The sequence below is a fragment of the Thalassospira sp. ABD4_177 genome, from assembly GCF_056160125.1.
On record NZ_JBSWWO010000001.1, the window covers coordinates 1,421,243 to 1,434,256 of the forward strand.

Consider the following 13,014-nt stretch of genomic DNA (forward strand, 5'->3'; position numbering starts at 1 on the left):
TTATATCCGCGATCAGGGCGGTCGGATTGATCATGCGCATCAGACCTGCCCCAGCGTTTTAAGCTGTGCCTTGGGGTGGATTTCGTTTTGCGACATCACCACCGTGCTCGGGCGGAAACGCTCAACGATGGAGCGCACATAGGGGCGAATGCCCGGGCTGGTCAGAAGAACCGGGCTTTCGCCCATCATGCCAAGGCGCTCAAACGTGGTTCTGACCTTGTTGATGAATTCCTGAAGCTGGCTTGGCGGAATGGAAAGCTGCTTTTCCTCGCCCTGACCAACAAGGCTTTCGGCAAAGACCTGTTCCCACTGGGGCGACATGGTCACCAGCGGAATGACACCATCCTGATTGGTATTCACATCCGACAACTGGCGTGCGAGACGGGACCGGACATGTTCGGTCATGAAGGTCGGGTTACGGGTAAAGGCTGTGGATTCCGCGATGCCTTCAAGAATGGTCGGCAAATCGCGGATGGATACACGTTCGGTCAGAAGGTTCTGAAGCACGCGCTGAACACCACCGACGGAAACCTGACCGGGGACGATGTCCTCGACCAGTTTTTTCTGGTCTTCATCAAGCTCATCAAGCAGCTTCTGCGTTTCGGCATAAGACAGCAGTTCGGGCATGTGATCCTTGATCACTTCGGTGATGTGCGTCGTGATCACGGTTTGCGGGTCAACAACCGTGTAGCCGCGGAACATGGCTTCTTCCTTCATGCCCTGCTCGATCCACATGGCCGGCAGGTTAAAGGTCGGCTCCATGGTTTTTTCGCCCGACAGGGTGATTTCCTCACCGCGCGGATCCATCACCAACAACATGTTCGGGCGCAGATCACCGCGGCCCGCTTCGATTTCCTTGACGCGCAGAACGTATGTATTGGCCGGAAGCTGCATGTTGTCCTGAATACGCACCGACGGCATGACAAAGCCCATGTCACCGGCAAGCTGACGACGCAGTGCCTTGATCTGATCGGTCAGTTTCTGACCCCGTTCGGTACTGATCAGCGACAGCAAGCCATAACCCAGTTCAAGCCGGACATAGTCCATTCGCAACGCATTGGCGATGGGTTCCTCGGGCGGTGGGGCGGCGGCCTCGGCAGCGGCCTGGGTTTCCTTCATCTGTTCTTCGACGACGGCTGCTTTCTGGCGCTTGCCCATGTAATAGGCGAGATAGCCAAGACCCGCTGCCAGGCCAAGGAACCACACCATCGGAATGCCGGGCAAAAGCGACATGCCCGCCATCAGGGCGGCGGCAACGCCAAGGGCAGCCGGGTAGTTACTGACCTGTCCGAAGACGGCCTTTTCGGTCGCACCATCAAGGCCACCCTTGGTGACCAGAAGGCCGGCCGCGGTCGAAACGATCAGGGCCGGGATCTGGGACACCAGACCGTCACCAACCGTCAGGATCGTATAGGTTTCGGTTGCCTGGCCCAGGGACAGTCCCATCTGGGCCGTGCCAATGATGATGCCGCCAACCACGTTGATGAAGGTAATCAGGATACCGGCAACCGCGTCACCACGAACAAATTTGGATGCACCATCCATGGACCCGAAGAAGGAACTTTCATCTTCAAGTTCCTTACGGCGGGCCTTGGCTTGTTCTTCGTTGATCAGGCCCGAAGACAGATCGGCGTCAATCGCCATCTGCTTGCCGGGCATGGCATCAAGGGTAAAACGTGCCGCGACTTCGGCGATACGGCCAGAACCCTTGGTGATCACGACGAAGTTAATAATCACAAGGATGGCAAAAACGATAATCCCGATGACGAAATTGCCTGAAATCAGGAAACTGCCAAATGCCTCAATAACCGCACCGGCGGCATGCGTGCCTTCGTGACCGTGGCCCAGGATCAGGCGGGTTGTCGCAATGTTTAGCGCCAGTCGAAGTGACGTCGCCACCAGCAGGATCGTCGGGAAGGAGTTGAATTCGAGTGGCTTTTGAATAAACAGCGAGGTCATCAGGATCAGCACAGAGAAACTGATCGAAAGGGCCAGCATGAAATCAAGCAGCCATGGCGGCATCGGGAACATCATGACCACAAGGATCATGATAAAGCCAAGCGCCATGGCGATATCGCCGCGCTTCATGGCCGAAGAGACACGCGACTGCAAAGCGCCGAGATTTAGCCCACCCGGCGCACCGCCACCGGGGCCTTCGGAGCCACCGGAACCAGTCGGTGTGATGTCTTGACCTTCGGCCATTGTCTTTGCTTGTTATCCTGTTGCGTGCTCGAAGTCCGTTGCGCTTCTGCCTGCCTTGAAGATGGGGATAGCGCCGGTGATTTTCATGTTCAGTCGTGACCATCGCCAGGGGCGGGGACGGCAAGCCCTTCGTCGCTATACTGGCGCAGCTTGTTGCGCAGTGTGCGAATGGAAATGCCCAGAATATTGGCCGCATGGGTCCGGTTGCCAAAGCAATGCTTCAGCGTATCAATGATCAGATCGCGTTCAACGTCCGCCACCGTGCGCCCGACCAGCGCGGAGGTCACAGATCCGTTTCCAGCCCCTTCGTCTGATGTGCTTTCAGCATCAGCATCGTGATCCGAAGCCGGCGGTTCTTCTGCCGGGGCAGAGGGGGCAGGTGCGGGTGTTGGCGTCGGTGCGCTTGGCTGGTAGGCCGATGACGCCGCACCATAGGCCGCATTTGCGTTGGCATAGGCCGAACTTGCGCGGGCGGGTGCCGCAGGGGCCGCTGGTGCGGGTGTTGGTGCCTGTGGTGCCGGTGCAGCCGGGGCCGGTTCACTGCTGCCCGATCCGGACAGCATGATGGCCTCTGGCCCGATTTCATCTGGGCCTGCGATCAGTACGGCGCGATGCATTGTGTTTTCCAGCTCACGCACGTTGCCGCGCCAGTGATGGGACAGCAGGCGTTGGATCGCAAGCGTGCTGATCGGGCGGATCGGAACGTCATTGGCCTCGGAATACTTTTTGACAAAGAACTCGGCCAGAACCGGAATGTCATCCGGGCGTTCGCGCAGCGACGGAATATCGAGATTGACGACATTCAGGCGGAAATACAAATCCTCGCGGAAGTTACCTGCATTGACTTCTGCCTCAAGATTGCGGTTCGAGGTCGCGAGAATGCGGACATCAACCTTCACGGGGCTTTTGCCGCCAAGCCGATCGATTTCCTTTTCCTGAATGGCGCGCAGAAGCTTTGCCTGCAGGCGGACGTCCATTTCGCTGATTTCATCAAGCAAAAGCGTGCCGCCATTGGCTTCTTCAAATTTACCGATGCGTCGCGCCTGGGCGCCGGTGAAGGCGCCTTTTTCATGACCGAACAGTTCGGATTCAAGAAGGTTATCGGGGATTGCTGCGCAGTTGACGGCGACAAACGGCTTGTCCGCACGATTGGATTTGCGGTGCACATAGCGCGAAATGATTTCCTTGCCGGTGCCGCTTTCACCCGTGATCAGGATGGATGCCGAACTGTTGGCGACCTGACCGGCCAGACGCAGGGTTTCGGCCATGCGGGCATCCCGATGGATCAGGGCATGGCTTTCTTCGGTGACGGCCTCAAAGATGGCGGCAATCAGATCAGCTTCGGGCGGCAGGGGAATGAATTCCTGTGCACCGGCCTTGATGGCGTTAACCGCGCCGTTGACGTCATTGCCGATACCACACGCCACAACCGGCACGGTGATGCGTTCAGCACCCATGGCGTCAATCAGGGCGGCGACATCAAGGGTGATGTCGGCCATGACCAGATCAATCCGGTTACCCGTTCGCAGGATGTTAAGCGCCGTCGTCACGCTTTCGGCCAGCTGAACCGAAGCGCCGCGCGCCATTGCGATCTTGCTGGCTGCGCCTATCTGTCCGCCCAGTCCACCAACGATCAGTACCTGCATCGTCTCATCTCTTTCCGATCAGTTTCGGGGACCCTGCGCATCATCCAGATGTCGATGCGCAGAGCCGTATTCACACGTGTGATCAATCGAAGTAGCTGACGCGTTTTGACGGCGGCAGGATCGAGTTGATCAGCATTTCCAGACGGCGGGGGTTTTCCTGCCGACCGATGGAAACAGCACCAACCATATAGACCGAATTCAAAAGTTCTTCGTCGTTGGAGTTACGTTCAAGCTTACCGGCAAGCGGCATAAAGACCATGTTGGCCAGAACCGCGCCATAGAAGGTGGTCAAAAGCGCAACCGCCATGGACGGACCAATGGATGACGGGTCATCAAGGTTACCAAGCATCTGCACCAGACCGATCAGCGTCCCGATCAGGCCCATCGCCGGTGCAACGTCACCGGCCTTTTTCATGATGTTGGCACCTTTCTGGTGCCGGCCGATGGTGGCATTCATGTCCTTGCGCATGATGGCTTCGACTTCCTCGGGCGGGGTGCCGTCCACGACCAGCGACAGACCTTTCCAGAGGTATTCCTCGCTTTGCAGGCTATCAAGGTGGCCCTGCAGCGACAGCACTCCGCCCTTGCGGGCGATTTCGGCAAGCTGAAGGATCTGAAGGGCGGCATCCGCCGGATTGCGCGATTTGTGGAAAATCGTGCGCATCAGGATTTTGCCGGAGCCGAGAAACTCGCCCAACGCAAAGCTGACAGCCGTAATGGCCGCTGTACCGCCGATAACAATCAGGACAGAGGGGATATCGATAAAGGCGCCCGGCGATCCACCAAAGATGATGGCTGCAATCACCAACGCAAAGCCAATGGCCAGTCCCCCGACTGTCGCAATGTCAAACGACGTTTTAGTCCCCCCTTCGGCCATAGTCGGATATCCTCTCTTACCTTAGCTTTTCTCTGATTTGATGATTTCCGTCATGGTCACGCCAAGCCGGTCTTCAACCACCACCACCTCGCCGCGTGCGACCAGACGGTTGTTCACATAGATATCAATAGCTTCACCAACCTTGCGGTCAAGCTCTACGACAGCACCACGACCAAGTTTCAGCAATTGACTGACCTGCATGGTTGCTTTTCCCAGGACTGCCGAAACCTGAACGGGAATATCGTACACGGCTTCGAGATCCTTGGAAGTCTTCATCTGCTCGCTGCCGGCTTCGGCTGCGGCGAGAAGTTCGGTACCTTCGCCCTCGAGTTCAATGTGATCGTCGTCGAGTTCCGAGAGTTCGAGATCGTCATCATCAGCCATTTTCGTCTCCTGCGTCTTTGGTCGGTTGCTTCACAGCAGCCATCTCGTCGGCTGTGGTGGTCGGGTTTTCCTGCATGCGCGGCTGCCCGGTTTCGGGGGCTGCGTTGTCTGGCTGTGCAGGGCCTTGCGCGGTTGCCGTCGTCTGGTCTGTGGTTGCCTCAGGCTTGTTTTCCGCCTGCTGTTCGATGGTCGGTTCCGGTGTCTGCTGTTGTTGCGCATTCACGCCCGGTTCCGGGCTTTGCGGTGCGCCAGCCGGTGGCGTCGGATGAGCCATCGTATCTTCTTGCGATGTTTGCATATTCCGCGCTTCGGTGCCATCGCCTTCTTGCGTTCCCGGACCTTCTGCTTCCGGGCTTGCAGGGGATGGCGCGTCCGGTGTGACCTGTGTCACCGGTTCCGCCCCGCCACCTTGGGTCAATCCCGCAAGATTGTCGTGCGGTTGAGGCGCGCTTTGTGACGTTTCCGGTGCCGGAGCCTCGGTGGTTGGGCTTGGCATTTCTGCGGGTTGTTCAGGCTCAGAATCCATCTGAGGTGCTGCGTCTTGGCTTGCATCCGGCTGTTCCGTTATCTCTGCCGGTTGGGCAGGGGGATCATCCGCCGTGGATGGGGTTTGTGCAGCTGGTGTTTCCGCAGTTGGCATCCGGCTTTCCTGAATGTCGGGATCGCCCATGTTACTTTTGGCCAGATCATGGTCGTTGGCATGAAGGGCCAGCGCATTGTCGATGATGGCGTTGATTTCAGACCAGATGCGCGCGCTGTCGCGCACCGCCGTGCCGTCCCCCCAGGAAACCTGGCAGTCGCCACTTGCGACGTCGGGTTCGCCAACGACAACGATCTTGCCCGAAAAACCACGTGATTGGGCAATGCGGTTGGCAGCTGCTCCGACGTCCTTTTCAAGGTCGGGATGAACCTTGATCATGACTTTCGGTGCTTCAAACAGGTTGGCTAGACATTGGCGTACAATGTCTTCGATTTCGGTCAGTTCATATTGCTTGGACCAGGCCGGGGCCAGCTTGCGGATGATGCCAAGGGCAACATGGATTGCATCCTCGTTGATCTTGGCATTGGCGCGTTTTTGCTGCTCGTCGATCTGACCCAGCTTTTCAGCGATTTCGGATTCAACATCGCCGACGGCCTTTTCAAGCGAGGCCATGATTTTCTGATGGGCCTCATCAAAGCCCTGCTTGTGGCCTTCGGCAAAGCCCTGTTCGTGGCCGCGCTTTTCGGCGTCGGCCACCATCTGGGCGCCTTGTTCCTCGGTATAGACCGGGGGTGGGGGCGGCGGGGCTTCTTCTTCTTTCTTTTTCTTCTTTCTCTTGCCCAGTTCGTAATGCTCATCCTCTTCGCCTGCCGAACGGATTACGTTGTCGGCATCGTCGAAACTTAGCGAGAATGTGAACTTTTCAATGGCCGTCATATCGAACTGCTAAAACGCCTTGAGCAACAGAAGGAAGGCAGCCCTGCGGCTGCCAGTGAGCCGATAACTGTCAGGAACATCAGTTTTCCTGATACAGCCAGTTGCGAATGATCGACAGAGCTTCTTCCGGGTGTTTCTCCACGATCTCGCCAATTTTCTTGACCGAGGATGCTTTCACGCGGCCTTCAACCTGCGACAGGTTGATAAGCTCTTCGCCTTCGTCCGCGCCACCCGGTGCCATCGGCACAGGGGCCGGACCTTCAAGGGCGGGCGTGCCCTCTGCGGTCATGTCTTCGGAAAGCAACTGGCGCTGCGCCATGTCTGCCGCACTTGGCAGCGTTTCGAACGCACGCGTCAGGAGCGGGCGGACCACCAGCAGGATGACAAGGATGGCAACGATGGCCAAGACCAGCATCTCGGCGATACGGAAGATCTCGGCTTTGTCGAGGCCAAGGAAGGTCTCGATTTCTTCATCCGGGAACAGATCATCGGTATCAGCAAATTGCATGTTGATGACTTCGACCTGATCGCTGCGCTGCGGGTCATAGCCAATGGCGCTGCGCACAAGGGCGGCAATCTTTTCAAGATCTTCCGGTGCGCGTTCCTGATACAGACGCTCGCCGTTTTCATCGGTGGTGTAGGTGCCATCAACGAGGACAGCCACTGTCACACGTGAAATCTCGCCGATTTCCTTGACCTGGGTGGTGGTGGTTTTGGAAATCTCGTAATTGACGGTTTCTTCCGTTCGGCTTTCCTGACTTTGCGTACCCGCACCTTCGCCCCCGCCGAAGTTGGCATCGGGCAGGTTGTTCTGAAGGGTTACCGGGTCAGTGCCTTCGGTTTCGGAATTGGTCGCGTTTTCTTCGATCGTCTGGCTTGACCGGATTACCCGCTCATCGGGGTTAAAGCGCTCATCCGCAGTCGTGATCTTGTTGAAATCCATCTCGACCGAGACTTCGGCACGCACCTCACCATAACCAAGGGAGCGCGAAAGAAGATCCTCGATGGTGTTGCGCAGGCGGCTTTCGGTGCGAATGCGCATTTCATCGGCGGTTTGCGTCAGGAAGGTCGAAGATTGCTGTTCGCCATCGCCGCGTGCGAGCAAACGGCCGCGTTCATCAATGATCGAAACCTTGCCCGGATCAAGCTGGGGGACAGCGGCCGCAACAAGATGCTGGATGGCCACAACCTGTTCGGGCTTCAGCTCGCCGCCAGCCATTTTGACTGCGATAGAAGCACTGGCTTCCTGGGTTTCGCGCGAAAACATCTGACGTTTGGGCAGGACCAGATGGACACGTGCCTGCTGGATCGACTGGATCGCGGCAATCGTTCTAGCCAGCTCGCCCTCAAGGGCGCGGACATGGTTGATGTTCTGTTCGAAACTGGTTGCGCCAAAACCGTCAGAATTATCAAAGACCTCGTAGCCAACAGAACCGCCGGTCGGCAGGCCGCTCTCGGCCATGTTCAGGCGCATGCGGTTGACCTGATCGGCCGGAACTAGAATTTCGGTCCCGCTATTGAGCAGCTGATACTGGACCTGTTGATCTTCCAGGCGATTGACGATCTGGCTGGCGTCGGCCGGGTCAAGATCGCGATAGAGCAGTTCCATATTCGGGGCAGAAACGCGCATGATCAAAAATGCAAAGAAGACAAGCAGCAACACACCCACGCCGCTGATTGCCATCAGGCGCGTTGGTCCCAGACTTTTGAGTGTTTGCAACAAGCCGTCCACGATCGACTGCTCCGAACCGAAATTTTACCACTTTCCCTATGCGGATCGATCCATGCGGATTACGACCAGCATCAACAACGAATAGTTCTCCATGCTGAAGAACAGGTTAACAACCGGCAATTTTTGCCCAGTCGCCGGATTCAAATTCATCAGTGATTTGAATCGTTTGGATATTTAATGACCGCTTTGGTCTGCCCTTAATGTAGTGAGTCAATTGACCAAAAAGAAGCCCGGCACATTGGCCGGGCGAGTCTTGATTGGTGCAATATGTTTCAGGGCGGCCTAAAGCCCTGAAACAGATGTCAATTACCGTTTGATGCGGATCAGCTCGTCGAGCATTTCGTCGGTCGTGGTGATTGTCTTGGTGTTTGCCGAGTAGGCGCGCTGGGTGACAATCATGTTGGTGAATTCCTCACCAAGGTCGACGTTCGAGCCTTCCAGGGCCGAGGCTACAACGTTACCAGCACCGTTCAGGCCCGGTTCACGCAACAGGTAATCACCTGACTCACGTGTCTGACGGTAAACGTTACCAGTGTGGTTTTCCATTTCATCAGGTGCCTCGAAGGTGGCAATCGCCAGTTTGTAAACCGGGCGTTTGACACCGTTGGCGAATTCCACCTGAAGGAAGCCTTCTTCGGTGAAGGCGTAGTTCACCATGGTACCTGCCTGCGCGCCATTCTGGTTGATGAAGTGGGTAGTGTATTCGACAAGGTTGCCATTGGCATCCGAGCCTGCGGCAAACTGCGTGATACCGTTACCAAGACCGATGGTACCGAAATCAAGCGTGAATTCGCTGGTGTCAGAACCATTGCTCCATTCAGCCGAGATGTCAGTGTCGACCAAGTTGCCGTTCACGCCAACGTTCACCGCGCCGATCGTTGCTTGCACACCGGTAAAGCTTTGAAGGTTACCGGAACCATCAAAGGTGATCGTACCAGCCTGGATCAGGCCGTTCGGGTGATCGGTGACGTCAAGCTCGCCGCTCGTTGTGTTGCCGGTAAGTTCAAAGCCCCACCGGTTCTGACCTAGTTTGACAACCTGCAGGTTGACGGTATGGGCGGAACCAAGGGAGTCATAAATGGTCACCGGCATGGAGTTGTCTTCATCGACAGTTCCGGTTGCGAGGTCACCTGCAGTGTAGGTTGCCGACAGGGTTCCCGGAACGCCGGCGAAGTTAATCCCGGTGGCGCTCAGTGGGGTACCTGTTACGTTGGCGATTACAACATCCTGATCTGCAAATGCACCAGTCAAGGTCAGGGTATCGTTGGTGCCAGTTGTAGTGGTCGTGGCATCAATGCCGGTTACAGCACTGATCGCGGCAGCCAGATCTTCCAGCGTATCACCGGTGTTGATCGTAATGTTGGTCGTAGTGCCATCATGGGTGATGCTGAACTGGTCACCGTTATTGATGCCGGCGAGCGTGGTCAGATCAGTTGTATCATAATCGAGACCCGTGGTGGTTGATGTTGCAGTGCCACCGGTGACAGCAGTTTCATCCGAGTTCAGGTTTGCTCCGAATTCGATATTTGTCGTCGAAGCAGCCGCTGTAAGGATCGAGTTGATGTCAAGTACCTGAAGGTCGGTAACGGCCGAGCTGTTTGATGTGGTGGTATTGCCACTCGCATCAAGAAGTGTTCCTTCACGGTCAGTTGCCCAGCCCTGCACATAATAACCCGCGGTGTTTTTCAGGTAGCCATCATCATCAGGCTTGAAGTCACCAGCACGGGTGAAGAACAGCTCGTCATTGGTTCCTGGCGATGGGGTGCCGCGAACGATGAAGAAGCCATCGCCCGAAATTGCAGCCGCCGTGGTCGACGAGGTTGCTTGCAGCAAGCCCTGCTTGCTGATGAGTGCAGTCGGATGGAACCGCACGCCACCTGGTGTATAGCGGGTATCTGTTGCGGCCTCAGTCACCAGGGTCGAAAAGCGACCAATGGTTCCCTTGTAGCCGATCGTATTAAGGTTCGAGATGTTGTCCGAGATGACGCCCAGGTTCTGAGACTGCGCATTCAGGCCGGAAACACCGGAAATCATTGCACCAAAAAGGCTCATTTTTCTTCTCCTGTTTCTACAGGGTGTTGATCAAATCCGGATGAATGCCCTAGGCGGCTTCTTCCTGCTCTTCTTCAGTCCCGGAGTTATCTCCGGTGTCGGTATTATCGTTGGTGGTATCGGTGCTGTTCGCACCCAGTTTCACATTGGTCAGGGTCGAGAACGGTACAGAAACGTCGCCCATACGCAGGTAAATGTCGCTGTCATCGATATCGACACTGTCAACCGTACCGACGATACCGATCGCAACAGATGCCGGATCGCCGTCTTCATCAAGGAAGTTGTCCCCATTTGCAGCCATCGGGCTGACGACCAGGGTGTAGGCACCGGGATCCTGTTCCACACCGTTGTTGTTCTTGCCATCCCAGGTAAAGGTCTGGAGGCCGGAAACATCGGTAAGCTCTTCTGAGTAGATGGTTGCACCGCTCTGATCCTGGATCTGCAACTGCAGACGCGGAACTTCCGGGGCAACGTTGTATTTGTACGACAGGCTCTCGCCTTCTTCGCGCCAGTTGGTGTCACCAACGGCCTCGATCTCTGCACCGACATAGGATAGCGCTGAAAGCTGACGTTGCTGGCCTTGCATTGCCAGCAGGTCTTCGAGGTTTTTGTTGCTCTGAATGCCTTGCTCAACCTGGGCGAACTGGCTTAGCTGGTCGGTGAACTTGTCACTTTCCATTGGCGAGGTCGGATCCTGGTTCTTGAGCTGCGTGGTCAGCAGGGTCAGGAACGTATCAAAGTTTTGTGCCAGCTGGTTTGCCGAACTGGTCGATGATGCGTTCGTATCTGTGGTCGAGAGACCAACGTTTGTCAGGGAAGAAACGGTCATTTGAGAGCCCTCTTATCTTTCCTAGATCCGGATATCGACAAGGCCGTTGGGATTGATCCCATAGCCAATGGCGACATGTTCGGCGAGTTCGGTTCCACTCATGACATCGCCATCATCGGGGCTGCTGCCCTGATCGGCGGTCATACGAGATTGGCCGTTGCCATCCTGACTTTGGCCACCTTCATTTCGATGCTCGAAGGTGAAGCTTTGACTGTCTGCATTCAGGCCGGCGTCTTTAAGTGCCTGCTGCAGAGCGCGCGAGTCCTGACGCAACATGTCGAGGGTTTCGCGGGTATCTGCCTGAATAACGCCCTGGATGCGGCCATCCTGACCGATTTCCATTTTGACATCGACGCGACCCAGATGTTCGGGGCGAAGCTGAACGGAAATTTTGTCTACACCTTCACTGGCGGCATTGCGGATCGAAACGGCAACCTGTTGCTGAACCTGTTGGGAGGGCGCCTGACGCGCGGTTTGCGCGGTCTGCCCACCGGTATTGGTCTGATGCAGGGTGTTGGTGCTGCCCGGCTGTCCGTTTGCTGTTGCCGTGGCTTCCGTGCCACCGGTGGCTGTTACAGAACTCGTGGCAGCCGCAGCTTGCTGAGGCGTTGGGTTATTTGGCGCGTTCTGGGCGTTGGCGGCTGCGGCCATGGCTTGTTGCGCCGTCTGGGCAGTTTGTGCCGGGTTGGTTGCTCTGGCCTGCTGGGTGCCATTCGTCGTCTGACCGGTTGTGGCAGCATTCACGGTGCCATTGGCGTCCACTTTACCCTTGCCATCTCCGCTCATGGATTCAACGACACGTGACAAGAACTTGTCAGAAGACAGTTCGTCACCAGTGGCGGCATCTGCGCCATTCATTGCCATTTTGGCCGATGATGCGGCAGCAGGCTGCGACAGGGCGGTTGAGTTCATCAAGCCGTCTGTCGTGGTGTCAGCGGTTGCAGTGGCGTTCGCATTGGCTGCACCATTCTGGGCATTCGCCAATGCTGCGTTCTGACCTGTGGCCGCACTACCAGTGGCATTTGCCTTCGTTTCGGCAGCTTTGGCTTTGGCCAGTTCAATGGCCTCTGGCGAACCTGGAAGCGGGACAGTCTGCGCCGGCTGGTTCGGATCGACCATGCCAGGGGTGGCTACAACGTTTTCGGAGCCATCGCTATCAGTGCCGGTCTCGTCCTCTGCAGCGGCAGATTTTGGGTCTTCAGACGATTGGCTTTCGCCTTGATCAGACGCATCACCGTCGTCAGTGCTGCTATCAGAATTTTCTGCGCTTTGCATGTCATCCGGAGCATTATCGTCTTCCGGACGGTTGGCGTCGGCGTCCCGCGGTTCATCGGCCTTCGGGTCATCAACTTTTGCATGGTCTTCGTGATCGTCATGATCATCGCGCGCTGCACGGGCGGGTTCATCGTCCCGACGGTCTTCGGTGCGCGCTTCTTCGATCGTGTGTTCATCACGTGCTGATCTGCGTGCATCCATTTCCGCACGACGTTCATCGGCATTGTTCTGGGCAGATTTTGCCGCGTCATATTTGGCCTGCTGATTGTGCTCAGACCAGTTGTCGGTGACCGATGCCATGATATCACTAAAGCCCGATCCCTTGCTTTCGCTGGGGTTCGCGCCCGGTACGGCGACAGTTGGCATCACGCTGTTTGTAATCGCAGAGCTGTTCATGACCTTGGTCCTTATGGAAGCAGTGTCAAAACATGTGCAAGGGACGGGCCAGTTTTGTCAGTTAACGTTTCTTACATATTTTCAGGGCGTTACCGGGTGTTGTAAAGGTGCGGCACAATTTGCCGCGGGGCTATGGCAGTGGATGGCGGGCAAAAATGATCCGGTGGCTGCCAGAGTGGTTACCAAGGCGCGCTTGAAAACAAA

Annotated in this window: 9 protein-coding genes; all 9 read right to left on the reverse strand. The window is 56.5% G+C overall.

Going from position 1 to position 13,014, the window contains the following annotated elements; all coding sequences use genetic code 11:
- Window positions 1-39: 39 nt before the first annotated feature.
- The gene (gene flhA / locus ACXAF0_RS06510) at window positions 40-2,202 is read right to left on the reverse strand and encodes a flagellar biosynthesis protein FlhA (protein ID WP_475345011.1); all 2,163 of its coding nucleotides are present in this window, start codon (window positions 2,200-2,202) and stop codon (window positions 40-42) included.
- An 89-nt stretch (window positions 2,203-2,291) separates the two neighbouring features.
- Window positions 2,292-3,848 (reverse strand): sigma-54-dependent transcriptional regulator, encoded by a 1,557-nt coding sequence (locus tag ACXAF0_RS06515; protein ID WP_475345013.1) that lies wholly within the window; start codon window positions 3,846-3,848, stop codon window positions 2,292-2,294.
- 82 nt (window positions 3,849-3,930) lie between these two features.
- Window positions 3,931-4,725 carry a motility protein A gene (locus tag ACXAF0_RS06520; RefSeq protein WP_475345014.1) on the reverse strand — a complete coding sequence of 265 codons (795 nt, stop codon included), beginning with the start codon at window positions 4,723-4,725 and terminating at the stop codon, window positions 3,931-3,933.
- Window positions 4,726-4,746: 21 nt separating this feature from the next.
- Window positions 4,747-5,109, reverse strand: coding sequence for a flagellar motor switch protein FliN (fliN, locus tag ACXAF0_RS06525; protein ID WP_044827611.1), 363 nt, complete (start codon window positions 5,107-5,109; stop codon window positions 4,747-4,749).
- A complete protein-coding gene (locus ACXAF0_RS06530) occupies window positions 5,102-6,526 on the reverse strand; it encodes a FliH/SctL family protein (RefSeq protein WP_475345018.1) in 1,425 nt (474 codons plus the stop codon). The genes fliN and ACXAF0_RS06530 overlap by 8 nt, the downstream gene beginning before the upstream one ends.
- 79 nt (window positions 6,527-6,605) lie before the next feature.
- Window positions 6,606-8,210, reverse strand: coding sequence for a flagellar basal-body MS-ring/collar protein FliF (gene fliF / locus ACXAF0_RS06535; protein ID WP_475345022.1), 1,605 nt, complete (start codon window positions 8,208-8,210; stop codon window positions 6,606-6,608).
- A gap of 354 nt (window positions 8,211-8,564) precedes the next feature.
- Window positions 8,565-10,310 carry a flagellar hook protein FlgE gene (locus ACXAF0_RS06540; protein ID WP_475345026.1) on the reverse strand — a complete coding sequence of 582 codons (1,746 nt, stop codon included), beginning with the start codon at window positions 10,308-10,310 and terminating at the stop codon, window positions 8,565-8,567.
- Between the two features lie 49 nt (window positions 10,311-10,359).
- Entirely contained in the window at window positions 10,360-11,139 is a 780-nt protein-coding gene (locus ACXAF0_RS06545; protein ID WP_475345030.1) for a flagellar hook assembly protein FlgD, read from the reverse strand.
- Between the two features lie 21 nt (window positions 11,140-11,160).
- Window positions 11,161-12,810: a flagellar hook-length control protein FliK gene (locus tag ACXAF0_RS06550; RefSeq protein WP_475345034.1), complete on the reverse strand. Its 1,650-nt coding sequence runs from the start codon at window positions 12,808-12,810 to the stop codon at window positions 11,161-11,163.
- Window positions 12,811-13,014: the final 204 nt, after the last annotated feature.

Excerpts from the sequence above, each read along its gene's own strand:
- flhA (WP_475345011.1), bottom strand. The coding sequence starts at position 2,202 with ATGGCCGAAGGTCAAGACATCACACCGACTGGTTCCGGTGGCTCCGAA.
- ACXAF0_RS06515 (WP_475345013.1), bottom strand. The coding sequence starts at position 3,848 with ATGCAGGTACTGATCGTTGGTGGACTGGGCGGACAGATAGGCGCAGCC.
- ACXAF0_RS06520 (WP_475345014.1), bottom strand. The coding sequence starts at position 4,725 with ATGGCCGAAGGGGGGACTAAAACGTCGTTTGACATTGCGACAGTCGGG.
- fliN (WP_044827611.1), bottom strand. The coding sequence starts at position 5,109 with ATGGCTGATGATGACGATCTCGAACTCTCGGAACTCGACGACGATCAC.
- ACXAF0_RS06530 (WP_475345018.1), bottom strand. The coding sequence starts at position 6,526 with ATGACGGCCATTGAAAAGTTCACATTCTCGCTAAGTTTCGACGATGCC.
- fliF (WP_475345022.1), bottom strand. The coding sequence starts at position 8,210 with ATGGCAATCAGCGGCGTGGGTGTGTTGCTGCTTGTCTTCTTTGCATTT.
- ACXAF0_RS06540 (WP_475345026.1), bottom strand. The coding sequence starts at position 10,310 with ATGAGCCTTTTTGGTGCAATGATTTCCGGTGTTTCCGGCCTGAATGCG.
- ACXAF0_RS06545 (WP_475345030.1), bottom strand. The coding sequence starts at position 11,139 with ATGACCGTTTCTTCCCTGACAAACGTTGGTCTCTCGACCACAGATACG.
- ACXAF0_RS06550 (WP_475345034.1), bottom strand. The coding sequence starts at position 12,810 with ATGAACAGCTCTGCGATTACAAACAGCGTGATGCCAACTGTCGCCGTA.